This is a genomic window from Tranquillimonas rosea, assembly GCF_900111315.1.
In the GTDB taxonomy this organism is placed as follows: Bacteria; Pseudomonadota; Alphaproteobacteria; order Rhodobacterales; family Rhodobacteraceae; genus Tranquillimonas; species Tranquillimonas rosea.
This window is the reverse complement of record NZ_FOGU01000013.1, coordinates 14,397-38,075: the sequence shown is the minus strand read 5'-3', so window position 1 is coordinate 38,075 and position 23,679 is coordinate 14,397. Positions and strand designations below refer to the sequence as shown.

Genomic DNA, 23,679 nt, shown 5'->3' with positions numbered 1-23,679 from the left:
CGGCTTCACTAGCGGCACGATCAAGAAAAACTGCTTACGAGTGAAGGATGTAACGATGAAAAAGACCGTCATTACCGCCGCTGCGATGCTGGTTTCCACTGCTGCGATCGCGCAGGTCCCGTTCAGCTCCGTCGATGCCGACGGCGACAATCGCCTTTCGTTCGAGGAAGTGACCGCCGTCTACGCCAATGTCAGTTCGAACGATTTCCAGGAGATCGACACTGACGGCGACAGCCTGATCGACCCGACCGAAGCGCGTGCGCCGGTCGCCGTGGAGATCATGGGCGAGCAGTCGGCGACGACCACCGGCATGACCGTGGACATCGACACCGAGGGCAACCAGACGATGTACTACGACTATGACGAGGCTTCGGCACGTTATCCCGAGCTGTCTGCCGAGGACTTCGAAGAGATCGACGAGAACGGCGACGGCCTTCTCGACGCGGTCGAACTGCGTCAGCCCGCCGCCGTTGCGGTCCTGACCCAGGGCTGAATTGCCTACGCGGCGCGGTCTCGCAAGGCCGCGCTCGCCCCCAGCTTCGTGCTTTCTCAGAGCATGGAGGGGATCGTCCGGCGCCCCTGTGTTTAAGCTGCACCAGGGTGTCGGGCGGTCGCCTCGACCAGTTCGGCTCTACTGGCCGACCCGGCGCAGGAAGCGGCGCAGCCGATCGTCCGACGGTGCGTCCAGCACTTTCCCAGGCGGCCCCTGTTCCACGATCCGTCCCCCGTCCATGAACACGACGCGATCCGCGATTTCGCGGGCGAACTGGATCTCGTGGGTGACGATCAGCATCGTCTGCCGCTGCTCGGCGACGCGGCGCATCAGGTCCAGCACCTCTCCCACCCATTCGGGATCGAGCGCCGACGTCGGCTCGTCGAACAGCATCAGCCCGGCATCGAGTGCCATCGCCCGTCCGATCCCCACGCGTTGCTGCTGCCCTCCCGAAAGCGCGGCGGGATAGCTGTCGGCCTTGTTATCAAGGCCCGTCTCGCGCAGCACCTCCAGTGCGCGCGCCTCGGCGTCCGCCTTGGGGCGCTTCTGGACCGTGACCAGGGCCTCCATGATGTTCTCTTTCGCCGTCTTGTTGGCGAAGAGCGCATAGTTCTGGAACACGAACGCGGTGCGGCGGCGCAGGGCGAGGATGTCGGCCCGCGATGCCTTGGCCGCGTCGACGCTGAGGTCGCCGATGGTGATCGTGCCCGCCTGCGGCCGGTCGAGGAAGTTCAGGCAGCGCAGCAGCGTCGACTTGCCGGTGCCCGAGGGGCCGATGACAACGACCCGCTCGCCGGGCTCGATCTCGAGGTCGATCCCGTCGAGCACCGCCGTGCTGTCGAAGCGCTTGGTGAGGCCCTGGACCGAGATCATCGTGCGAACGCCTTGTTCAGGTGGTTTTCTAGGCGCTTTTGTCCCTGGTTCAGCGCCTCGACCATGATCCAGTAGATCACGGCGACGACGAGGAACGCCTCGAAATACAGGAAGCTGCCGGCGGCTTCCTTCTGCGCGGCGCCCATCATCTCGGTGACGCCCAGCGTGAAGGCCAGTGAGGTGCCCTTGATCATGTCGATGAAGTAGTTGACCAGCGTCGGTGCGGCGATCCGCGTGGCCTGCGGCAGCACGATCCGGCGCATCATCTGGCCCTGCGTCATGCCGATGGATTGCGCGGCCTCCCACTGGCTGCGGTCCACGCCGGCGATGGCCGCCCGGATGCTCTCGGCCATGTAGGCCGAGAAGTGCAGCGTCAGTCCCATGATCGCCGCCGTCACGCCGTTGATCTGCGTGAGGAACGACAGGACCTGCGGCAGCCCGTAATAGAACAGGAACAGCTGCACCAGCAGCGGCGTGCCCCGGAAGAAGCTGATGAACAGCATCACCAGCCAGTCGAGGCCCGGCACCTTGATGACGCGCTCGACCGCCATGAGCGAGGCGAGGATGAGCGCCAGCACCATCCCCGCGACCGCCATGAACAGCGTCAGCGGCACGTAGCCGAGGATCACGGGCACCAGCCCGATCATGTAATCGAGGTCGAGCGCCCGCATCGGTCAGTTCACTCCGTGGTCGTGATGTCGCTATCGAACCACTTCCGCGAGATCTCGGCCAGCGTGCCGTTCTCCTTCAGAGTGGTCAGCGCCGCGTCGACGCGGTCGCGCATGGCGCGGCCGGCTTCGGTGTCGCGGAAGGGGAGGGCGTTGCGGATTTCCGAAAACGGTTGGCCGGCGAGCTGGAGGGGGAGGGGGCTTTCCTGGATCACCTGCGCCGAGGAGACGCGGTCCATGACGAAGGCGTCGACGCGGCCGAGGGCGGTGTCCTGTTCGATGTTCGACTCGTAGGTCTTTATCTCGATCTCGTCGGCGAAGGGCAGGTCGCGCAGCAGCTGCTCGAAGTTCGAGCCGAGGTTCACGGCGACGGTCTTGCCGCGCAGATCCTCGACGCCGCCGATCGCGTCGTTGCCTTTCTTGGTTACGACCTGGGCGCCGTCGATGACGTAGGGCTGGGTAAAGACGAACATTTCCTCACGCTCGGGCGTGATGGTGATCTGGTTGGCGATCGTGTCGATCCGGCCGGCCTGCAAGGCGCCGATCAGGCCGGAAAAAGACATTGTTTCAAAGGAGATATCCAGCCTGGCCTCTTCGCCGACGGCGTTCATCGCGTCGACCTCGAAGCCCTGCAGTTCGTCCTGGCGGACGAAGGTGAACGGGAAGTAGCCGCCGGACATGCCGACGGTCAGGCTGTCGCTCTCCTGCGCGGTGGCGGGGGCGGCGAGGGTCGTGGCGGCGGCGAGGGCGAGGGCGAATTTTCTGAGCATTTTCGGCTCCTTTGCGGTTCGGGGAGTGGACGTAATGCCCGGGACAGGGATGGGGCAATGCGGGGCGGAAAATAAGGCGGTGCGTTCGGATGCTGGGCGACGAGGTGGGACGAAAATCGCGAATGGCACGAAAATTGGTCCGCCTGTTCGTCCATTTCGGCCTGTCACCATCGGTGCACAGGACGTGCACCGCGCGTGCACAACGCGGCATACACCGATGCGCTTCGTTGGCCGAGGAGTGCGTGCTACCTTCGGCGCGTCGGAGTCACCGGGAAAGGGTCTGTCGATGCCGCGGTCTGTGATCCTCGTCGCCGTGCTCTGCGGCGCGTCGTTGCCCGCCGCCGCGCAGGAGGGGCCGTCGTTTGCGTGCGACCGGGCCGAGGGCGCGGTCGAGGAGGCGATCTGCGCCGATCCGGACCTCGCGGCGCTGGACCGGCGGCTGGCTGACCGCTTTGCCGCGGCGCGGGAGGCGTCCGCGGAGGTGTCGCCCGAAACGGCGGACACCCTGACCGCGATGCAGCGCGGCTGGATCAAGGGCCGCAACGCGTGCTGGAAGGCCGGCGACGTGCGCGCCTGCACCAAACAGTCCTATCTGAGGCGCGAGGCCGAGCTGGTGGCGGGGTTCGGGCTTGAGCCGCCGATCAATCGCGTCACCTGGACCTGCGCGGGGAGGACGCCCGCGTCGGTGACGACGACCTTCTTTGCCACCGAGCTTCCGAGCGTGCTGATCGAGACGGGCGGCGAGACGGATGTGGGCACGCAGACGCGCACGGCCTCGGGCGCGCGCTACGAGGGCAGCTTTGGCAAGGCGATCTGGACCAAGGGCGACACGGCCGTCCTGACATGGCCGCAGGGCGAGGATCACGACTGCGTGCTGGCCGGGCCCGACGGCTAGCTTCCCCTTCCCGTGCGGGTGTGCTTTGCGAGGCCCGCGGCGGCCGGACCCAGCGGCTTAAGGTTACCTTAAGGCCGCGATGGTGGGGCGCGTGGGCAAGGAGGCGCACATGCGGGTGCTGGTGATCGAGGACGACGCGATCCTGCGCGACGGGCTGACGGCCGGTCTGCGGATGAGCGGCTTTACTCCCGACGCGGTGGCCTGCCTGGAGGATGCCCGCGCGGCGCTGGCGACCACGGCGTTCGACGGGGTGGTGCTGGACATCATGCTGCCCGACGGGTCGGGCCTGGACCTGCTGGCCGAGATGCGGCGCGGCGGGCGAACGGTGCCGGTGCTGCTGCTGACGGCGCGGGACCGGGTGGCCGACCGGGTGCAGGGTCTGGACGCGGGCGCCGACGACTATCTGGGCAAACCGTTCGACTTGAGCGAGCTGGCCGCGCGTCTGCGGGCGCTGCTGCGCCGGCAGGAGGGCCGCGCCGAGGGGCGGCTGAGCTGCCACGGCGTCACCATCGACCCCGGCAGCCTGACCGGGCAGGCGGGCGAGACGCCCTTGCGCTTTTCCCGGCGCGAGTTCGCGGTGCTGCACGCGCTGATGGAGCGGCCCGGCACCATCCTGTCGAAGTCGCAGCTCGAGGATCGTCTGTATGGCTGGCAGGAAGAGGTCGAGAGCAACGCGGTCGAGGTCCATGTGCACAAGCTGAGGGCCAAGCTGGGGCGGGGCTTCATCGAGACTGTGCGCGGACTGGGCTATCGCATCCCGGCAGAGGAGGGCGCGTCATCGCGATCCGGCTCAGGCTGTTCCTGATCCTGCTGCTGGCGACGGGGGCGGTCTGGCTCTCGGCCGTGGTGTGGATCGAGTATTCCACGCGTTCGAAGGTCGAGCGGGTGCTGGACGCGCGCCTGTCCGAGGCCGCGCGCATGGTGTCGTCGCTGATGTCGGACCACCGGATCGAGGTGGCGCGGGCGGGACATGCGCCGGTGGCGGTCCCGCTTGAGACGGGGGGCGGCTATTCGCGGCAATTGCATTGCCAGATCTGGACGCTGGAGGGCGACCTGATCGGCCAGTCGGGCGGCGCGCCGGCGGAGCGGCTGTCCGGCGCCGCCGAGACCGGGTTCTCGCGTGCCGTGATCGACGGCGAGGTCTGGCGCGTGTTCACCGTGGTGAACGAGGAGCTGGGCGTGCGCGTCAGCGTGGGCGACAGCCACGCGGTGCGCGACCGGCTGATCCGCAGCGTGGTCGAGGCGGTTCTGCTGCCCGCCGCGATCGTGCTGCCGGTTCTGGGCGCGCTGATCTGGATCAGCGTCGCGCGGGGGCTGGCGCCGCTGAGCCAGCTGGCCGACGCGTTGCGGGCGCGCAGCCCGTCTGACCTGCGCCCCTTGCCCGACGGGCCGGCCCCGCGCGAGATCCGGCCCGTGCGCCGGGCGCTGAATACCCTGTTCGAGCGGGTGGAGCGGACGCGGCGGGCCGAGCGCGACTTTACCAGCTTTGCCGCGCACGAGCTCAAGACGCCGCTGGCCGGGCTGCGTACCCAGGCGCAGGTGGCGATGATGGCCGAGCACCCCGAGGATCGCGAGGCCGCGCTGCGGGCCATCGACCAGTCGGTCGTGCGGACCGACCGGCTGGTGCGGCAATTGCTGGACCTGACCGCCGTGGACCGCGAGACCGACGACGCCGGGCCGGTCGCGCTGGGCGCGGTCGCGGCGCAGATCGCCGACGAGGCGCGGACACGCGCGGCGGCGCGGGGCGTGTCCGTCGTCTGTGCCGACCATGCGGGGGGCGCCACCGTGACGGGCGACGCCTTTCTCTTGCAGGTGGCGGTGCGCAACGTGGTCGAGAACGCCATCGCCGCCTCGCCCGAGGGCGGTGAGGTGCAGGTCGAGGTCACGAAAGGGGCGGACGGGCCAGCGGTCACGGTGCGCGATGGCGGGCCGGGCATCCCCGGCGACATCCGTGCCCGCGTGACCGAGCGGTTCTATCGCGGTCCCGCCGCCGCGCCGGGCGGCAGCGGGCTGGGCCTGGCGATCGTGTCCGAGGCGATGGAGCGGCTGGGCGGGCGCCTGGAGATCGCGCCGCCGGCGCCGGAGGGGCAGGGCGTGGCCCTGCGTTTCGGCGTGGCCTGACCGGGCGGTCAGGCGGCGAAGAGGCCCTGGAAGTCGGCGAAGCCCTTGATCTCGATCGGGTTGCCCGAGGGGTCGAAGAAGAACATCGTGCGCTGCTCGCCCGGTTCGCCGGCGAACCGCACGACGGGTTCGATGTCGAAGTTGACGCCCTCGGCGCGGATGCGCTCGGCCAGGGCGTGCCAGTCGTCCAGCGGCAGCACCACGCCGAGATGCGGCATCATCACCTTGTGGTCGCCCACCTTGCCGGTGCGGTCGGTGCCGAACGGCTCTCCGAGATGGAGCGAGAGCTGGTGGCCGAAGAAGTCGTAGTCCACCCAGGTGTCCGTCGAGCGGCCCTCGGTGCAGCCCAGGACGCGGCCGTAGAAGTCGCGCGTGGCGTCCAGATCGGTGACGTGAATCGCGAGGTGAAAGACGGATTTCATGTGCGGCGCTCCCGTGATGCCGGTTTCAGTTCTGCCGACGAAAGCGGCAAACGCGTCCAGCGATTGCGCAGTGCGGCGATGGCCGCAGATGCACGTGGTATACTGAGAAATGCAATGGAGCGGCGGCGGATTTTCCGAGACGCCGGGCCGGGATGCCCGAAAATAGACTGCAATGCCTTTGATTTGATCGGTTTCTTGCGTGTAGCACCGCGCGGCCGGGGTGCCATGCCGCGGCGCGGCGGGGTCGGTCATATACTCAGAGATTATACTACTAGAATTAAGATAATCTCTAATTCTATTGCGAAGTCGGGCGTATCCTGCCTCGCTATGGGTGGATGGCGGCCCGGCCGCCGCCGCGACAACGAGAAAAGACCTCACCAACACGGAGTACAGGATCATGACTCTTTCGACTCTGCGCCGGTCGGCCCTGCCGCTGGCCCTGCTGGCCGGTCTGCCGGCGATGGCCCAGGAGCTCCCCGAGGACGGGTTCAAGGTGGCGCTGGACGGGACCTTCGCGCCGCATGCCATGCCCAAGCTCGACGGGGGTGTCGAGGGGTTCAACGTCGATCTCGCCGCGGCGATCGGCGAGACACTGGGCACCGACATGGAAGTCGTGGCCGCGCAGTTCTCGGGCCTGATCCCGGCGCTGCAGGCGGGCACCTACGACTTTCTCGTGGCGCCCACCACGGTGACCGAGGAGCGCGCGTCGAGCCTGCTGTTCACCGAAGGCTTCATGGACACCAACTTTGCCTTCACCGTGCCCGCGGGCAGTGACGAGATGGAAGGTCTCGAGGCGTTCGAGGGCATGACCATCGCGGTCAACAAGGGCTCCGTCTACGAGGCGTTCCTGACCGAGCGGGCCGAGGAATACGGCTGGGACGTGGTCGCCTACGGCACCAACACCGACGCGGTCGAGGCCGTGGCGACGGGCCGGGCCGAGGCGAACATGGCCGGTGCGACGGTGTCGGCCTGGGCCGCCAAGCAGAACCCGCGCGTCGACCTGAGCTATGAATACGACACGGGCCTGGTCTGGGCGTTCCCGTTCCGCAAGGACGACGTCGAGACGCGCAACATGATCGACCGCGTGCTCGAATGCCTCAAGACCGACGGCACCATGGCCGAGCTGTCCGAGAAGTGGTTCGGCGTCACCCCCGAAGAGGGCCGCACCATCGTCACGCCGACACCGGGCTACGGCACGCCGGACTTCGAGGGCTACGACGACACCGAACACGAGGTTTCCTGCGAGTTCTGAGACCGCAGGGCGACGATACCGGCGGGGCCGCGGACGGCCCCGTCCTTTCCCGGACTGGACGCGAGCGAATGGTCAAACCCCCCGTTCTTGAAATCGCAGGCCTCGAAAAGCGTTTCGGCGACACCGTGGTGCTGAAAAACATCAACCTCAAGGTGCGCGAGGGCGAACTGGTCTTCGTCATCGGGCCTTCGGGCTCGGGCAAGTCGACGATGCTGAGGTGCTGCAACCGGCTGGAAGAGCCGACTTCGGGCGCGATCCTGGTGGAGGACGCGAAGATCACCGACATCGCCCGCCGCGATCTCGACAAGATGCGGATGAAGGTCGGAATGGTGTTCCAGGGCTTCCACCTCTATCCGCACATGAGCGTTCTGCGGAACGTCATGCTGGCCCAGATCAAGGCGCTGAAGCGCCCCAAGGACGAGGCCGAGACCCGCGCCCGCGACATGCTGGAGCGCGTGGGCCTGTCCGAGAAGGCCGACGCGATGCCGTCGGACCTGTCCGGCGGCCAGCAGCAGCGCGTGGCCATCGCCCGCGCCCTGGCGCTGGACCCCAAGGTGATGCTGTTCGACGAGCCCACCTCGGCGCTGGACCCCGAACTGGTGGGATCGGTCCTGAAGGTGATGAAGGACCTGCGCCGCGAGGGCATGACGATGCTGGTCGTCAGTCACGAGATGGCCTTCGCGCGGGAGGCGGCGGACCGGGTCATCTTCATGGATGGCGGCCTCGTGGTCGAGCACGGCTCGCCCGAGCAGATCTTCGGCGATCCGCAGACCGACCGTCTCAAGGCCTTCCTGTCGCGCGTGTCGCAGGGGGCCGAATGAGGTTCCTCGACACCTTCTTCGACGGCGCCGTGATGGCGCGGTACCTGCCGGACCTGATCTCGGCGATCTGGGTCACGCTGTACCTGGCCGTCGTCATCGTCGCGGCGGGTCTCGCGCTGGGGCTGGCGCTGGCCTGCCTGCGGACGCTGGGGAGCAAGTGGCTGAACGTGCCGATCATCATCTTCGCCGATCTCGGGCGGGCGATCCCGCCGCTGGTGGTGATCCTGATCTTCTATTTCGGCCTGCCCGGGCTGGGCATCACGCTGTCGGGGCAACTGGTGATCGTGCTGGTGCTGGGCGCGGTGCTGGCAGCCTTCGCGGAAGAGATCTTCTGGGCCGGCCTGACCTCGCTGTCCGCCGGGCAGTGGGAGGCGGGGCGCGCGACGGGCCTGACCTTCGGGCAGACGCTGTTCTCGATCGCGCTGCCGCAGGCCGTCCGGCTGGCGATCCCGCCGCTGGTGAACCGCGCGCTGGCGATCACCAAGATGACGGCGCTCGGCTCGGTCATCGGGGTGAAGGAGATCCTTGCCGTGTCGTCCTCGGCGCAGAGCTTTTCCGGCTCGGCCACGCCTTTGACGATGGCGGCGCTGGCGTATCTCGCGATCTTCATCCCCGTCGTCATCGCCTCGCGCCTGATCGAGCGGCGCTTTTCCTGGTCGATCTGAGGGCGCCATGCAGGATTTCATCGAGCTTTTCTTCAACCTCGACATCATGGCGCAGACGCTGCCGCTGTTGCTGAAGGGGTTCTGGGTCACGCTGCAGCTCTGCGCGGTGGTGATCGGGCTGGGCCTGGCCGGTGGGTTGGCGCTGGCGGTGGCGGCGCTGTCGCCGTCGCGCTGGCTGCGGTGGAGCGCGATCGGCTTCATCGACTTCTTCCGCGCGCTGCCGCCGCTGGTGCTGCTGGTCTTCGTGTTCTCGGGCCTGCCCTTCGCGGGGCTGGAACTGTCGCCCTTCATGGCGGTGGTCGTGGCGTTCCTGTTGAACAACTCGGCCTACTACGCCGAGGTGTTCCGGGCGGGCCTGAGGTCGGTGCCCGGCGGGCAGGCCGAGGCCGCCCGCGCCACGGGGCTGAGCCCGACGCAGACGCTGGCCAGCGTGGTGCTGCCGCAGGCGGTGCGCAACGTGCTGCCCGACCTGCTGTCGAACACGGTCGAGGTGGTCAAGCTGACCTCGCTCGCCTCGGTCGTGTCGCTGTCCGAGCTGCTCTATGCCGCGAACATGGCGCGTTCGGTGACCTACAACTCGTCGCCGCTGGTGCTGGCGGCGCTCATCTACCTTGCGCTGCTGTGGCCGCTGGTGCGGCTGATCTCGCGCTATCAGCGCGGACTGGCCGCGCATTGAGACATTCGAACGGAAAGGACTGGGAACGATGGTGAAGATGGTGCTTGGCGGCGCGCAGATGGGGCCGATCCAGAAGGCCGACAGCCGCGAGGCCGTGGTCGCCCGCATGATGGAGCTGATGCGGCAGGCGCACGCGCAGGGGGTCGAGTTCCTCGTCTACCCCGAGCTGTGCCTGACGACATTCTTTCCCCGCTGGTATGCCGAGGACATCTCGGAGTTCGACCACTACTTCGAGACCGAGATGCCGAACGCGGCGACGCAGCCGCTGTTCGACCTGGCGCGAGAGTGCGGCATGGGCTTTACCTTCGGCTATGCCGAGCTGACGCCCGACGGCCATCACTACAACACGTCGGTGATCGTGGACCGGGCGGGCGAGATCGTCCTGACCTACCGCAAGACGCACCTGCCGGGGCACGCCGAGTACGACCCCGAGCGCACGCATCAGCATCTCGAGAAGCGCTATTTCGAGCCGGGCGATACCGGCTTCGGCGTGGTGCGCAGCGACGGCATGGTGATGGGCATGGCGATCTGCAACGACCGCCGCTGGCCCGAGACGTTCCGCGTGCTGGGCCTGCAGGGGGTCGAGCTGGTGACGATCGGCTACAACACGCCCTCGCAGAACAGTCAGTCGGGCGACGAGGGGCTGGAGAAGCGGCTGTACCACTCGGAACTGTCGGTGACGGCCGGGGCCTATCAGAACAGCACCTATGTCGCCTCGATCGCCAAGGCGGGCACCGAGGACGGGCATCACCTGATGGGCGGATCGATCCTGGTGGACCCGGACGGCTTCGTCATCGCCCGCGCCACCACCGAGGAGGACGAACTGATCACCGCCGAGATGGACACCGAACGCTGCGCCTTCGGCAAGTCCACCGTGTTCAATTTCGCCGCGCACCGGCGGATCGAGCATTACGGCCTGATCGCCAGCCAGACGGGCGCCAAGGCACCCGAGTGAGAGGAGGAGAGATGGAGTTCGACACGGTCATCCACGACGGCACCATCGTGACCGCCGGCGAGATCTACCGCGGCGATGTAGGCATCACGGACGGCCGCATCGCCGCGGTGGCCGAGCGGCTGCCGGGCGGCGCCCGCCGGATCGACGCGGGCGGGCGGCTGGTGATGCCCGGCGGGATCGAGGCGCATGCCCACATCGCGCAGGAAAGCTCGTCCGGCGTGATGAGCGCCGACGATTACCGCACCGGCTCGATCTCGGCGGCGTTCGGGGGCAATTCCAGCTTCGTCCCCTTTGCGGCGCAGCATCGCGGCCAGTCGATCGACGACGTGATCGCGACCTACGATGCCCGCGCGGCGTCGTCGGTGATCGACTATTCCTACCACCTGATCGTCTCGGACCCGACCGAGGACGTGCTGACCGACCAGCTGCCCCGCGCCTTTGCCCGCGGGATCACGTCGTTCAAGGTCTTCATGACCTATGACCTGATGAACCTGGGCGACGGGGGGATGCTGGACATCCTGACCGTCGCGCGGGAGCACGGCGCCGTCACCATGGTCCATGCCGAGAACAACGACATGGTGAAGTGGATGAACCGCCGGATGGCCGACAAGGGCCTGACCGCGCCGCGCTATCACGCGGTGTCGCGGCCGGAGCTGGCCGAGGAAGAGGCGATCAACCGGGCGATCCAGCTGGCCAAGCTGGCCGACGCGCCGCTGTTCATCGTGCATGTCTCGACCGCCGGCGGCGCGGCCATCGTCCAGCGCGAGAAGCTGGCGGGGGCCAAGCTCTATGCCGAGACGTGCCCGCAATACCTGGCGCTGACCCGCGCCGACCTCGACCGGCCCGGCATGGAGGGGGCGAAGTACATCTGCTCGCCGCCGCTGCGGGACGTGCAGACACAGGAGGCGCTGTGGCACCACGTGGCCACCGGCACGTTCGAGAGCGTCAGCTCGGACCACGCGCCCTATCGTTTCGACGAAACGGGCAAGTTCCTGAACGGCACCGATGTGCCCTATCCGAAGATCGCCAACGGCATGCCGGGGATCGCCGCGCGGCTGCCCTACCTCTTCTCGGAAGGTGTCGTCGGCGGGCGGATCACGATGGAGCAGTTCGTGGCCCTGTCCTCGACCAACGCGGCGCGCACCTTCGGCATCGAGAAGAAGGGCCGTATCGCGCCGGGGATGGACGCGGACATCGCGATCTGGAACCCCGAGACCCGGCGCACGGTGACGGCGGCCGACCAGCACGACAACATGGACTACACCCCGTTCGAGGGGATGGAGCTGCAGGGCGTGCCCGAGACGGTGATGACCCGCGGCACCCCCGTCGTCGAGGACGGTGCGCTGAAGGTCGAGCCCGGCAACGGCCGGTTCGTCGCGCGGGCGCCGGCAGACCTTCGGGGCAGGCCCGGCGCCGCGGTGAAGGAGTTCGACCCCGCGCACAACTTCGGATCGGACCTGCGGTGATGGCCGGCCCGATCCTCATTGTGAACCCGAACTCGTCCGCCGCCGTGACCGAGGGCATCCGCAAGGCGGTGGCGCACATGGCGCCGGCGGCGGGGCCGGGATTCGAGGTCACGGACCTGCCCGCCTCGCCCGCGACCATCGCGTCGGCGGCGGACGTGGCACTTGCCGGCATGGGGTTCGCCGATCTCGTGGCGACGCGGCCTGACGCCGCCGCCTTTGTCAGCGGGTGCTTTTCCGATCCGGGCGTCGAGCTGGCGCGCGAGCGCGTGCGCCAGCCGGTGATCGGCATACAGGAGGCCGGCATCCTCAGCGCGATGGCCCGCGCCGACCTGTTCGGGATCATCGCGTTGTCGCCGCGCGCCATCGGGCGGCACCGGGTCCGGGTCCGCGCCATGGGCGTCGAGGGACGGATGGCCGGAGAGGTGGCGCTGCCGGGCGTGTCGGCCGAGGAGTCGGGCCTGTCCGACGCCATCTACGACCAGACGCGCGCGCTGGGCCGTGAACTGGTGGCGATGGGCGCGGGCGCGATCGTGCTGGGATGCGCGGGGATGGCGCCGCGCCGCGCCGCGTTGCAGGACGACCTTGGCGTTGCGGTGATCGACCCGGTGCAGGCCGCCGCCGGGATGGCGCTGGGCGCGGTCGGATGAGCCGGGGCGACGGTCTTCCGGACGTGTCGCTGCGTCTTCTGGAGATCTTCGCGGCGATGATGCGCTGCGCGACCACGGTCGAGGCGGCCGAGCAGTTGCGGATCTCGCAGCCAGCCGTGTCGGCGGGGCTGCGGCAGCTCGAGACGCAGCTGGGCCTCGCCCTTTTCGAGAGGACGGGCCGCCGGTTGCAGCCCACGGCCGAGGCCAAGGACCTGTACGACGAGATCCGCCCCGTCTTCGGCCTGATGCGCAGTTTCTCGCAACGGGCCCGCGACATGAAGCTGGGCATGGCGGGGCGGCTGCGGATCATCGCGACCCCACCGCTGGGCTACTCGGTCGCGCCGGTGGCGCTGCGGCGGTTCCTGGAGTCCAAGCCCAACGCGTCGGTCGCCTACGACGTGCGGCGGCTGGAGCACGCGGTGGATGCGGTGCAGACCGGGCAGGCCGATATCGGGCTGGTCTTGGCGCAGGAGCGGCTGGGCATCGTCAATGTCGACGTGTTGCAGCGGTCGCACATGGTGGCGCTGGTGCCCGGTGACAGCCCGCTGGCGGACGCCCCGCAGGTGAGCGCGGTGGATCTCGAGCCCTTTCCGCTGATCGGGCTGGAGGTGGGGTCGAACCTCGGCCAGCTGGTGTCGCAGGCGTTCTCGCAAGTGGGGGCCGCCTACGATCCGCGGATCGAGGTGCGCTATGCCGCCACCGCCGCGGCGCTGGCGGGAAAGGGGCTGGGCGTCACCGTGGTGGACCCGTTCTCGGCCGCGTCGAACCGGGTGCCGGGGCTGCTGGAAAAGCCGTTCCTGCCCGCCTGCGAGGTCCGCGCGGTGATGCTCACCCGGCGCGGCGTGCCCCATTCGGGGCTGCTGCACAGCTTCATGTCCGACCTCCGCGCGGTGTTCGCGGAAAGCGACCTCGTCCTCGCCGGTTAGGTGCGGATGGGTGGTCCGCCAGGGAGGAGCGGGCATGTCTTGCCATTACAGTATACCACCGGTATCCCGAAAATGTTCGGATCGCCGGAGGCCGAACCCACTGATATCTTGAGGAGATTGCCATGCTGACCCGCGACACCAGGGGGGTCTACATCATCGCCGCGACCCCGTTCGCCCCCGACGGCGCTGTCGACACCGACAGCCTTCGGCGGCTGGTGCAGTTCTATATCGGTCACGGGGTCACCGGGCTGACGATCCTGGGGATGATGGGCGAGGCGGACAAGCTGACGCCCGAGGAGCGGCGGCTGGTGATCGACACCGTGATGGACGAGGCTGGATCGCTGCCGGTGGTCGTTGGCGTGTCCGATCCCGGTCTGGACAACCTGCGCGCGCTGGGCGCTTACGCGATGGACAAGGGCGCCGCCGGGCTGATGGTCGCGCCGTCCAAGGGCCCCGCCCGCGAGGACCGGGTCGAGGGCTATTTCCACGCCGTCTGCGACGCGCTGCCCGAGGCGCCGATCGTGTTTCAGGACTTTCCGCTGTCGACGGGCATCCCCGTCTCGCCCCACCTGATCCGCCGGCTGTCGGATGCGCGTGAGCAGATCGTGATGCTCAAGCACGAGGACTGGCCGGGGCTGTCCAAGATCTCGGCCCTGCGCGGCATGGAGGACGGCGCGCGCCGGCGGCTGTCGATCCTGTGCGGCAACGGCGGGCTCTACCTTCCGCAGGAGCTGGCGCGCGGCGCCGACGGGGCGATGACCGGCTTTGCGTTCCCCGAGGCGCTGGTGCAAACCGTGGAGCTGCACCACAAGGGAGATACCGACGCCGCCGAGGACCTGTTCGACCGCTACCTGCCGGTCCTGCGGCACGAGCAGCAGCCCGGTTTCGGTCTGGCGCTGCGCAAGCACACGCTGATGCGCCGGGGCGCGATCGCCAGCGACACCACCCGCGCGCCGGGGCCAAAGCTGACGGACACGGACATCGCGGAACTCGACCGCCTGCTCGGCCGTCTCGAGACACGCCTGAAGGAGTAAGACATGGATTTCGGACTGAACGGAAAGACGGCGCTGATCCTCGCCTCGTCCAAGGGGCTGGGCCGCGCGGTGGCCGAGTCGCTGGCGGGCGAAGGGGCCCGCGTCATCCTCACCGGCCGCGACGAGGCGGCATTGGAAGAGGCGGTCAAGGGCATCCGCGGCGCGGGCGGCACCGCCGACTGGCTGAAGCTGGACCTGTCGGCCGCGGACGCCGCGGATTCGCTGGCCGAGCGTGCACGTTCGCTCGCGGGCCGCGTGGACATCCTCGTGAACAACACGGGCGGGCCGCCGCCGGGCAGCGCGCGCGACATCGATACCAGTGTGCTGATGAGCCAGGCGCAGACCATGGTGGCCAACGTGATCCGGCTGACCAGCCTTCTGCTGCCCGACATGGAGTCCGCCGGCTGGGGCCGGGTGCTGACGCTGGCCTCGTCCGGGGTCGAGCAGCCGATCCCCAACCTCGCGCTGTCGAACACGCTGCGCGGCTCGCTCGTGGGGTGGTCCAAGACGCTGGCGACCGAGGTCGCGGGGCAGGGGATCACCGTCAACATGCTGCTGCCGGGGCGCATCCACACCGACCGCGTGGATCAGCTCGACGCGAACGCGGCCGACCGGCAGAACAAGAGCGTGGACGAGGTGCGCACCGCCTCGAAGGCGTCCATCCCCGCCGGCCGCTACGGCAAGCCCGAGGAGTTCGCGGCGGTGGCGGCGTTCCTGTGTTCGGAGCCGGCGTCCTATGTCACCGGATCGATGGTGCGGTGCGACGGCGGGGCGATCCGTCACGTTTGAGCGAAACGTGTGTTGAAACGAAACCGGCCGCGTCCGAGGGGGCGCGGCCGGTTTTCTTTTGCGCTGAGGTCGGGATCACTCGGCGGGCTGCGTCGCGCCTGCCTCTGCCGTCTTGTCGCCGCGACGCCGGAACACCCGCGTGACGATGACGAAGAACAGCGGCACGAACAGCACGCCCAGCACCGTGGCCGAGATCGTGCCGCCCAGCACACCCGAGCCGATGGCGTTACGCCCGCCCGAGCCGGCGCCGGTCGACAGGACCAGAGGCAGCACGCCCAGCGAAAACGCCATCGAGGTCATCAGGATCGGTCGGAAGCGCTGGCGCGCGGCCTCGACCGTGGCGGTCAGCAGCGGTTCGCCGCCATCCATCCTCTCTCGCGCGAACTCGACGATCAGGATGGCGTTCTTGCCGGTCAGGCCGATGACGGTCAGCAGGCCCACCTGGAAGAACACGCCGTTCTCGAACCCGCCGAGCCACGCCCCGAGCAGGGCACCGAACACGCCGATCGGCATCGCCAGCATCACCGCGAACGGGATCGACCAGCTTTCGTAGAGCGCGGCGAGCGACAGGAACACCGCCGCCAGCGACAGCGCATAGAGCAGCGGCGCCTGATTGCCGGATTGGCGTTCCTCTAGCGAAAGGCCCGTCCAGGCGACCGAGAAGCCCTCGGGCAACTCGCCGGCGATGCGCTCGATCTCGGACATCGCCTCGCCCGTGGTGACGCCGGGCGCCGGAGAGCCCTGGATCTGCATCGAGGGCACGCCGTTGTAGCGGTAGACGCCCTGCGGCCCCTGGCTCCACGACCCTTCGGCGAAGTTCGAGAACGGCACGAGACCGCCGGAATCGTTGCGCACGCGCCATTTCTCGATGTCGGACGGCGTCGAGCGGGACTCGGCCTGGCCCTGGACGTAGACGCGCTTGATGCGGCCCTGGTCCACGAAGTCGTTCACATACTGCCCCGCCCAGGCGATCGACAGCAGGTTGCCCACGTCGGTGGCCGAGACCCCCATCGCGCCGGCCTTGCGCCAGTCGATGTCGAGGTTGAACTGCGACGCGCTCTCGAGCCCGACGGGCCGCGCCGAGCCGATCAGGTCGCTCTGCGCCGCCATGCCGAGCATCTGGTTGCGGGCCTGAAGCAGCTCGTCCTGGGTCTGCCCGCCCCGCGCCTGGAGATACATGTCGAAGCCCGACACGTTCCCCAGTTCGATCACCGAGGGCGGCACGATCGGGATCACCATCGCGTCGCGGATCTGGCTCAGTGCGCCGAAGGCGCGGCCAGCGATGGCCTGCGCGCTCTGCGAGGGGTCCTTGCGCTCGGACCAGTCCTTGAGCCGCACGAAGGCGAGGCCCATGTTCTGTCCCTGCCCGGAGAAGCCGAAGCCGACGACGCCGAACACGGATTCCACCGACTCGCTCTCTTCGTTCAGGTAGTAGTCCTCGACCTGCTCGACCACGTCGAGCGTGCGCTCGATCGTGGCGCCGGTGGGGGCCTGGATCATGGTGAACATGATCCCCTGGTCCTCTTCCGGCAGGAAGCCGGTGGGCGTGCGCATGAAGAGCAGGACCATCGCCACCGCCAGCGCGATATAGACCAGGCCCACCCGGACCGGGCGCTTGACGATCCAGCCGACGCTGCCGGCATAGCCGCCGAGCGTCTTGTCGAAGCCGCGGTTGAACCAGCCGAAGGGGCCGCGCTTGGTCGCGTGGCCGGTGTTCTTGAGCAGCGTCGCGCAGAGCGCCGGGGTCAGCGTCAGCGCCACGACGACCGACAGCGCCATCGCCGAGACGATGGTGATCGAGAACTGCTGATAGATCACGCCGGTCGAGCCGCCGAAGAACGCCATCGGCACGAACACCGCCGACAGGACCATGGCGATGCCGATCAGGGCGCCGGTGATCTGGCCCATCGACTTGCGCGTGGCCTCGCGCGGGTCGAGCCCGTCCTCCTCCATCACGCGCTCGACGTTCTCGACCACGACGATGGCGTCGTCCACGAGCAGGCCGATCGCCAGCACCATCGCCAGCATCGTCAGCGTGTTGATGGTGAAGCCCGCCGCGGCGAGCACGCCGAAGGTGCCAAGGATGACGACCGGCACCGCGAGGGTGGGGATCAGCGTCGCCCGGAGGTTCTGCAGGAACAGGAACATCACCAGGAAGACGAGGATGATCGCCTCGAACAGCGTCTTGACCACTTCCTCGATCGAGATCTCGACGAAGGGCGTGGTGTCATAGGGAATGACGTACTCGATGCCCTCGGGGAAGAACTCGGCGAACTCCTCGAGCCGCTCCTTGACCGCCTCAGACGTGTCCAGCGCGTTCGCGCCCGGCGCCAGGCTGATCGCCATGCCGGCCGAGGGGCTGCGGTTGTAGCGCGAGACGAACTGGTAGCTCTCGGCGCCGATCTCGACCCGCGCGACATCGTCGAGCAGGACGAGCCCGCCGCCGGTCTCGGCGCGCAGCACGATCTGGCGGAAATCCTCTGGCGTCGACAGAAGCGACTGCGCGGTGATCGTCGCGCTCAGCTGCTGGCCGTCCTCGGTGGGGCGGCTGCCGAAGGCACCGGCCGAGATCTGGGCGTTCTCCTCGGAGACGGCGGCGACCACGTCGGAGGGTGTCAGCTCGTAGGCGGCAAGCTTGGCCGGGTCCAGCCAGATGCGCATGGCATACTGGCCGCCGAACACCTGCACGTTGCCGACGCCCTCGATCCGGCTGAGCTCGTCGACGAGGTTGGTCACCATGTAGTCGCCGAGGTCGGCTTCCTGGTACTCGTCGGTGTCCGAGATCAGCGACACGACCATCAGGAAGCCGGCCGAGGATTTCTGCACGCTCACGCCCTGCCGCTGGACCGGCTCGGGCAAGAGCGGTGTGGCCTGCTGCAACTTGTTCTGCACCTGCACCTGCGCGATGTCCGGGTCGGTCCCGGTCTCGAAGGTGAGGGTGATGTTCGCGGTGCCCGCCGAGGTCGAGTTGGACGAGATGTAGCGCAACCCGTCGAGCCCGGTCATCTGCTGTTCGATGACCTGGGTGACCGTGTTGCCCACGGTTTCTGCCGACGCGCCGGGATAGCTGGCGCTGACGCTCACCGAAGGAGGCGCGATCTGGGGATACTGCGCGATCGGCAGCGATCTGATCGCCAGGATGCCGATCCCCATGATGAGGATCGAGATCACCCAGGCGAAGACCGGCCGGTCGATGAAAAAGCGGGCCATGCGCGGCGCTCCGGTTCGGTGTTATTTCAGTCGGTGGTGGCGTCCGAGGCGACCTCGGTCCCGTCGGTACCCTCGGCGCTGGCCATCTCCTCGCGCTCTTCGGGCTGCACGGTGTCGCCGGGCGCCACGTTCTGCAGGCCGGCCACGATCACGCGGTCTCCGGCGGAGAGGCCGTCGTTGACGATCCAGTCCGATCCGCGGTCCTGCAGGATCGTCAGCATCTTCTGTTCGACGACGTTGTCGTCGTTGACGACCAGCGCGAAGGGCCGGCCGCGCCGGTCGCGGCTGACGCCTTCCTGCGGGGCGAGAAACGCGTTCGGGGCGGTGCCCGTCGGCATCTCGACCTGGACGTACATCCCCGGCAGCAGAAGCTGGTCGGGGTTGGCGAACTCCATCCGCAGGACGACCACGCCGGTCTGCTCGTCGACATGGGGCTCGGCGGCGGTCAGAGTGCCGGTCTGGTCGAACTGGCTGCCGTCGGCGAGGGTCAGCGTGACGTCGCGCTGGGACTCGGTCAGGGTGTCCTCGGCCTGGCCGCGGCGCCAGGCCAGCAGGTCGGCGGCGGATTGGGTCACGTCCACCAGGATCGGGTCGATCTGCCGGATCACGGCGAGCGGTTCCGCCTGGCTGGCGGTGACCAGCGCGCCCTGGCTGGTCTGCGACAGGCCGATCTCGCCTGAGAGGCGGGCGCGGATCTCGGTCCGGTCCAGCTCGATCTCGGCGGATTGAAGCTGCGCGCGGGCGACCTCCAGCGCGGCGGCGGCGCTGTCGCGGGTCGAGATCGCCTCGTCCAGCACCTGCTGGCTGGCGACGTTGCGGTCGCTCAGCTCCTGCACGCGCTCGGCCTCGCGCTCGGCGGCGCGCAGCTGGGATTCGGCCTGGGTGACCGACGCCTCGGCCTGCGCGACCGCAGCCTCGTAGGAGGTGGGGTCGATGGTATAGAGTACGTCGCCCGCCTCGACCCGGCTGCCTTCCTTGAACAGCCGCTCGGTGATGATGCCGGCGACCTGCGGGCGAACCTCGGCGGCGGCCGACGCCTTGACGCGGCCGGGCAGGGTGGAGGTGAGCGTCACGTCCTGCGGCTGAAGCGTCTCGACGGTCACGGCGGCCGGCGGCTGCTCGGACTGGGCGATGGCGGCGGTTGCGGCGCAAATGGCAAAGAGCGCACACGCCGCCCGGCGTGCCGCCTGCTGAAGTCCAGGCATGGATCGTCCCTCCGTCCTGTCGAGTTCCTAGTAGGACAGCTTGCATCCCGACGGGTGGTCAGAATAAGAAACCGTGCGGTCTCTTAAACTGCTGATCGCGCGGGGTGCAAGCCCATGCCGCGACGCGGCGTTCACTTTTGACGGCGCGAATCGGCATTTGGCGGGAGAAGTTGCACGGTGACCAATATGGATTCGTCTTCGCAACGGGCAAAACGTGGTCGTCCGGTCGCGATCTGCGTGGCCGAACGGCGCGAGTTGATTCTGGACGCCCTCGACGAGGTGTTCCGCGAGGCCGGGATGCGCGGGACGACCATGGCGGCGGTCGCGCGCAAGGCGGGGATGTCGAAGCGCACGCTCTACGAGATCTTCGACGACCGCGCGGCGCTGTTTCAAGCCTACATGGACCGGCTGCGCACTGCCATCGCCCGTCCGCTGGACGACGCCGCGGTGGATCTGCCGCTGGAACAGCGCTTGCGGCTGCTCCTGGCGCCGCGGCGGCCCGACAGCCCGCCGGACCTGCCCATCGCCATCCTCCGGGCGCTCGTCGCGGAAAGCCCCGAGCGTCCCGAGATGGGCCGGACCTTCATGTCGCGCGGTCCCCACGCGGTGGAGGAGATGATCCGGCAGGAGCTCGAAAGGGCCGTGGGGCGGGGCGAGATCCGCATCGCGGACACTGGGGCGGCGGCGACCTTATTGAAGGACATGCTGCGCGCCTCGCCGCTCGACCTGCTGATCGACCCGGACGCCGACCCCTGCGACCGCGACGTCGAGGCCCGGTTCGAGCTGGCGTTGAAGGTATTCCTGAACGGGATCGAGGCCGCGCAGAACGACGGCTGAGCGCGGCGCGCCCGGCGGTGGCAATTCCCCTTGCCCCTCAATCCCTTCGTATTTCGGGAACGGCGCGGAACCCTCGGCCGCGTGGCCGGTTCCAACATAGGACACTTGGTCGCAACCCGCGCCTCGGCTCGGGCGGGACCGGCCGCATGAGGGATTTTGTCATGACCGATTATTCGATGGGAGGAAGCAGCCGCGGCGCCGTCGGCTGGCTCCTGGTGGCGCTGGCCGTGCTTCTGGCGGTGCTGGGCCTCGTCCTTGTCGCCGGGGGGATCTGGCTGATCACGCTTGGCGGCAGCTGGTATTACGCGATCGCGGGCGTGGGTCTTCTGATTACCGCCTATTGCCTGGGCCGGGGGCTGATCCAGGCCGTTTTGGTCTATTCCCTCGTCTGGATCGGCACTGTGATCTGGACGATCTGGGAAGTCGGCTTCGACTGGTGGGCCTGGGCGCCGCGCGTCGTCGCCCCGATCGTCATCCTGATCGTGCTGCTGCTGTGCATCCCCGCCCTTTCCCTCCGCAAGAGGAGCTGAGCCATGAGAATTCTTACCCACTCCTCGGCCCTCTGCGCGGTCTCGGCCCTGGCCCTTGGCCTGGACGCGGTGACGCTGGCCGGCCCCGTCAGCGCCCAGGACGACAGCGGCGCGGCCTCCGAGAGAGAGAACCAGGCGGCGCCGGCCGAGGATGGCGCCGACGGCGCGGGCGAGTCCGGCCCGGAGGGCGGCGAGTCAGGGGGCGACAGCCCGGATCAGGCGGACGGTCAGAGTACGCCCGCCGACGATGACCAGCAGGACGCGTCCGCCGACGATGGCCAGCAGGACGCGTCCGCCGGCGAAAGCCCGGAGGGCCTCGCCACCGCGCCGCAGGACCTGCCCGAGATCGGCGCCGACTGGCCGTTCTGGGGCGGTGACGCGCAGGCGACGCGGTATTCGCCGCTCGCCCAGATCACGCCGGACAATGTCGGCCAACTGGAACGGGCCTTCGTCTATCACACCGGCGACATGCCCAGCCCCGAGGCCGAGGGACGCTATGCGCCCGAAAGCACGCCGCTGAAGGTTGGGGACGACCTGCTGATGTGTTCGGCCAAGAACATCCTGATCTCGGTCGACGCGGCCAGCGGCGAAGAGAACTGGCGCTTCAATCCCGGCGTGCCGGACGAGGCGATCCCGTACTCGGCCTCGTGCCGGGGCGTGAGCCTCTGGACGGATTCCGAGGCGGCCGAGGGTGACACCTGCGCCACGCGCGTCATCGAGGCCACGATCGACGCCAAGCTCATTGCGCTGGACGCCGAGACGGGCGAGCCATGCGAGGACTTCGGCGAAAACGGCACCGTGGACCTGTGGCAGGACATCGGCGAACGGGTGCCGGGCTGGTACGCCGTCACCGCGCCTCCGACGATCGTGCGCGGCATCGTCGTGACCGGTGCCCAGGTCAAGGACGGTCAGGCCGAGGACGCCCCGTCGGGCGTGATCCGCGGCTACAGCGCCCGCACCGGCGAATTGGCCTGGGCGTGGGACCTCGCCGCTCCGGACGAGAACCGCGACGGTCCGCCAGAGGGCGAGGTCTATACCCGCGGCACCCCGAACATGTGGACCACCGGGGTCGCGGACGAAGAGCTGGGCTATGCCTACATGCCGATGGGCAACTCGTCGGTCGACTACTACGGCTCGAACCGCTCGGAGGCCGAGAACGAATGGTCGACCTCTCTGGTCGCGCTCGACGTGACCACGGGCGAGCCGGCCTGGTCGTTCCAGACGGTGCGCCGCGACGTGTGGGACTATGACCTCGGCAGCCAGGCGACGCTGGTGGATTTCCCGACCGAGGACGGCAGCGTGCCGGCGATCATCCTGCCCTCGAAGCAGGGCGACATCTACGTTCTCAACCGCGAGACCGGCGAGAGCCTGTTCCCGGTGGGAGAGTTCGAGGTTCCCTCGACCGGCGAGATCGAGCCCGAGTACCTGTCGCAGACGCAGCCGACGAGCGGCTATCACACGCTGCGCTTCGATCCCCTGACCGAGCGCGACATGTTCGGATTTTCGCCGATCGATCAGCTGTGGTGCCGCATCCAGTTCCGTCGCTCGAACTACGACGGGTTCTACACGCCGCCGTCCGCCGACCGGCACTGGATCCAGTATCCGGGGTATAACGGCGGGTCCGACTGGGGCTCTGTCGCGGTCGATACCGACCGGGGTATCATCGTCGCGAACTACAACAACATCCCCAACCACAACCGCCTGATCCCGCGGGAAGAGGCCGACGCGCGCAACCTCCGCGCCATCAACGAAGAGGGCGGCGGCGGAGGCGGCGGCCCCGAGGGCGCCGGCGATCCGCAGGCGGGGTCGCCCTACGCCATCGACGTGAACGCGGGCTGGCGCTCGCCGCTGACGGGGATGCCCTGCACGCAACCGCCCTATGGCGGTATCCGGGCCATCGACCTGGAGACGGGCGAGACCCTTTGGGACGAGCCGATCGGCACCGCGCGGCGCAACGGGCCGTGGGGCATCCCCTCGCACCTGCCGCTGACGATCGGCACGCCGAACAACGGCGGCTCGGTCGTCACCGCCGGAGGGCTCGTCTTCATCGGGGCTGCGACGGACAACCTGTTCCGGGCCATCGACATCGAAACGGGCGAGGTGCTCTGGACCGACAGCCTTCCGGCGGGCGGGCAGGCCAACCCGATAACCTACGAGGTCGACGGTCAGCAGTATGTCCTGATCGCGCCCGGCGGGCATCACTTCATGGAGACCGGTGTGAGCGATGCAGTCATCGCCTACACCCTGCCTCAGGACTGAGACGGGCAGGGGCCGCCCCCGGCGGCCCCTGCCTGCCGGCTTTTCCGGCGACGGCCGGAATTCGCGCACAGCATGCACGCAAGGCGGGATATTGCCGTCTCCGGCTCGCCCCCGCTGTGACATCGCGTGGCATCCTGCGCTAAGGGTCCGGCAAGTGCCGCGCGT

At 68.5% G+C, this 23,679-nt stretch carries 23 protein-coding genes; 17 read left to right on the top strand and 6 right to left on the bottom strand.

Annotated elements, in window-relative coordinates; translation table 11 throughout:
• Positions 1-55 precede the first annotated feature (55 nt).
• Positions 56-493 (top strand): EF-hand domain-containing protein, encoded by a 438-nt coding sequence (locus tag BMZ25_RS17590; RefSeq protein ID WP_092695961.1) that lies wholly within the window; start codon positions 56-58, stop codon positions 491-493.
• 138 nt (positions 494-631) lie between these two features.
• On the opposite strand, the gene BMZ25_RS17585 is transcribed toward BMZ25_RS17590, so the two are convergent.
• From BMZ25_RS17585 to BMZ25_RS17575, 3 genes are read right to left on the bottom strand one after another with little or no spacing between them, the layout of a single operon-like run.
• Positions 632-1,366, bottom strand: a complete 735-nt coding sequence (locus tag BMZ25_RS17585) for an amino acid ABC transporter ATP-binding protein (protein WP_092695960.1) — start codon at positions 1,364-1,366, stop codon at positions 632-634.
• On the bottom strand, positions 1,363-2,037 hold the full coding sequence (locus BMZ25_RS17580; RefSeq protein ID WP_092695959.1) for an amino acid ABC transporter permease: 675 nt from the start codon (positions 2,035-2,037) through the stop codon (positions 1,363-1,365). Before BMZ25_RS17580 ends, BMZ25_RS17585 begins: the two co-directional genes overlap by 4 nt.
• 8 nt (positions 2,038-2,045) lie before the next feature.
• A complete protein-coding gene (locus tag BMZ25_RS17575; protein WP_092695958.1) occupies positions 2,046-2,804 on the bottom strand; it encodes an amino acid ABC transporter substrate-binding protein in 759 nt (252 codons plus the stop codon).
• Between the two features lie 286 nt (positions 2,805-3,090).
• Here BMZ25_RS17575 and BMZ25_RS20965 point away from each other — a divergent pair, with 286 nt between their 5' ends.
• The 3 genes from BMZ25_RS20965 to BMZ25_RS17555 all read left to right on the top strand — a co-directional run bounded on the left by BMZ25_RS20965 (position 3,091) and on the right by BMZ25_RS17555 (position 5,820).
• Positions 3,091-3,699, top strand: coding sequence for an MliC family protein (locus tag BMZ25_RS20965; RefSeq protein ID WP_177190520.1), 609 nt, complete (start codon positions 3,091-3,093; stop codon positions 3,697-3,699).
• Positions 3,700-3,808: 109 nt separating this feature from the next.
• Complete coding sequence (locus BMZ25_RS17560) at positions 3,809-4,504, top strand: response regulator (protein ID WP_092696013.1); 696 nt, start codon at positions 3,809-3,811, stop codon at positions 4,502-4,504.
• Positions 4,477-5,820, top strand: coding sequence for a sensor histidine kinase (locus tag BMZ25_RS17555; RefSeq protein WP_092695956.1), 1,344 nt, complete (start codon positions 4,477-4,479; stop codon positions 5,818-5,820). Before BMZ25_RS17560 ends, BMZ25_RS17555 begins: the two co-directional genes overlap by 28 nt.
• An 8-nt stretch (positions 5,821-5,828) precedes the next feature.
• Here BMZ25_RS17555 and BMZ25_RS17550 read toward each other — a convergent pair whose 3' ends face one another.
• On the bottom strand, positions 5,829-6,242 hold the full coding sequence (locus tag BMZ25_RS17550; RefSeq protein WP_092695955.1) for a VOC family protein: 414 nt from the start codon (positions 6,240-6,242) through the stop codon (positions 5,829-5,831).
• A gap of 397 nt (positions 6,243-6,639) precedes the next feature.
• Here BMZ25_RS17550 and BMZ25_RS17545 point away from each other — a divergent pair, with 397 nt between their 5' ends.
• The 10 genes from BMZ25_RS17545 to BMZ25_RS17500 all read left to right on the top strand — a co-directional run bounded on the left by BMZ25_RS17545 (position 6,640) and on the right by BMZ25_RS17500 (position 15,473).
• Entirely contained in the window at positions 6,640-7,494 is an 855-nt protein-coding gene (locus BMZ25_RS17545; protein ID WP_092695954.1) for a transporter substrate-binding domain-containing protein, read from the top strand.
• A gap of 68 nt (positions 7,495-7,562) precedes the next feature.
• Entirely contained in the window at positions 7,563-8,315 is a 753-nt protein-coding gene (locus BMZ25_RS17540; RefSeq protein ID WP_092695953.1) for an amino acid ABC transporter ATP-binding protein, read from the top strand.
• Positions 8,312-8,980 carry an amino acid ABC transporter permease gene (locus BMZ25_RS17535; protein ID WP_092695952.1) on the top strand — a complete coding sequence of 223 codons (669 nt, stop codon included), beginning with the start codon at positions 8,312-8,314 and terminating at the stop codon, positions 8,978-8,980. The genes BMZ25_RS17540 and BMZ25_RS17535 overlap by 4 nt, the downstream gene beginning before the upstream one ends.
• Positions 8,981-8,987: 7 nt before the next feature.
• Entirely contained in the window at positions 8,988-9,656 is a 669-nt protein-coding gene (locus BMZ25_RS17530; RefSeq protein ID WP_092695951.1) for an amino acid ABC transporter permease, read from the top strand.
• A gap of 28 nt (positions 9,657-9,684) precedes the next feature.
• The gene (locus tag BMZ25_RS17525; RefSeq protein WP_092695950.1) at positions 9,685-10,611 is read left to right on the top strand and encodes an N-carbamoyl-D-amino-acid hydrolase; all 927 of its coding nucleotides are present in this window, start codon (positions 9,685-9,687) and stop codon (positions 10,609-10,611) included.
• Positions 10,612-10,622: 11 nt separating this feature from the next.
• Entirely contained in the window at positions 10,623-12,077 is a 1,455-nt protein-coding gene (gene hydA / locus BMZ25_RS17520) for a dihydropyrimidinase (RefSeq protein ID WP_092695949.1), read from the top strand.
• Complete coding sequence (locus BMZ25_RS17515; RefSeq protein WP_092695948.1) at positions 12,077-12,724, top strand: aspartate/glutamate racemase family protein; 648 nt, start codon at positions 12,077-12,079, stop codon at positions 12,722-12,724. The genes hydA and BMZ25_RS17515 overlap by 1 nt, the downstream gene beginning before the upstream one ends.
• Positions 12,721-13,650, top strand: coding sequence for a LysR family transcriptional regulator (locus tag BMZ25_RS17510; RefSeq protein ID WP_092695947.1), 930 nt, complete (start codon positions 12,721-12,723; stop codon positions 13,648-13,650). The genes BMZ25_RS17515 and BMZ25_RS17510 overlap by 4 nt, the downstream gene beginning before the upstream one ends.
• Positions 13,651-13,772: 122 nt before the next feature.
• Entirely contained in the window at positions 13,773-14,684 is a 912-nt protein-coding gene (locus BMZ25_RS17505; protein WP_092695946.1) for a dihydrodipicolinate synthase family protein, read from the top strand.
• A gap of 3 nt (positions 14,685-14,687) precedes the next feature.
• Positions 14,688-15,473 (top strand): SDR family oxidoreductase, encoded by a 786-nt coding sequence (locus BMZ25_RS17500; RefSeq protein WP_092695945.1) that lies wholly within the window; start codon positions 14,688-14,690, stop codon positions 15,471-15,473.
• 75 nt (positions 15,474-15,548) lie between these two features.
• Here BMZ25_RS17500 and BMZ25_RS17495 read toward each other — a convergent pair whose 3' ends face one another.
• Together BMZ25_RS17495 and BMZ25_RS17490 are read right to left on the bottom strand one after the other, a co-directional pair.
• Positions 15,549-18,683, bottom strand: a complete 3,135-nt coding sequence (locus BMZ25_RS17495; protein WP_092695944.1) for an efflux RND transporter permease subunit — start codon at positions 18,681-18,683, stop codon at positions 15,549-15,551.
• 26 nt (positions 18,684-18,709) lie between these two features.
• On the bottom strand, positions 18,710-19,888 hold the full coding sequence (locus tag BMZ25_RS17490; RefSeq protein WP_092695943.1) for an efflux RND transporter periplasmic adaptor subunit: 1,179 nt from the start codon (positions 19,886-19,888) through the stop codon (positions 18,710-18,712).
• A 186-nt stretch (positions 19,889-20,074) separates the two neighbouring features.
• On the opposite strand from BMZ25_RS17490, the gene BMZ25_RS17485 reads away from it, so the two are divergent.
• From BMZ25_RS17485 to BMZ25_RS17475, 3 genes are all read left to right on the top strand, one after another.
• A complete protein-coding gene (locus tag BMZ25_RS17485; RefSeq protein ID WP_092695942.1) occupies positions 20,075-20,725 on the top strand; it encodes a TetR/AcrR family transcriptional regulator in 651 nt (216 codons plus the stop codon).
• A gap of 161 nt (positions 20,726-20,886) precedes the next feature.
• Entirely contained in the window at positions 20,887-21,255 is a 369-nt protein-coding gene (locus tag BMZ25_RS17480) for a glucose dehydrogenase (protein WP_177190519.1), read from the top strand.
• A 3-nt stretch (positions 21,256-21,258) separates the two neighbouring features.
• Positions 21,259-23,514 carry a pyrroloquinoline quinone-dependent dehydrogenase gene (locus BMZ25_RS17475; protein WP_092695941.1) on the top strand — a complete coding sequence of 752 codons (2,256 nt, stop codon included), beginning with the start codon at positions 21,259-21,261 and terminating at the stop codon, positions 23,512-23,514.
• Positions 23,515-23,679 lie beyond the last annotated feature (165 nt).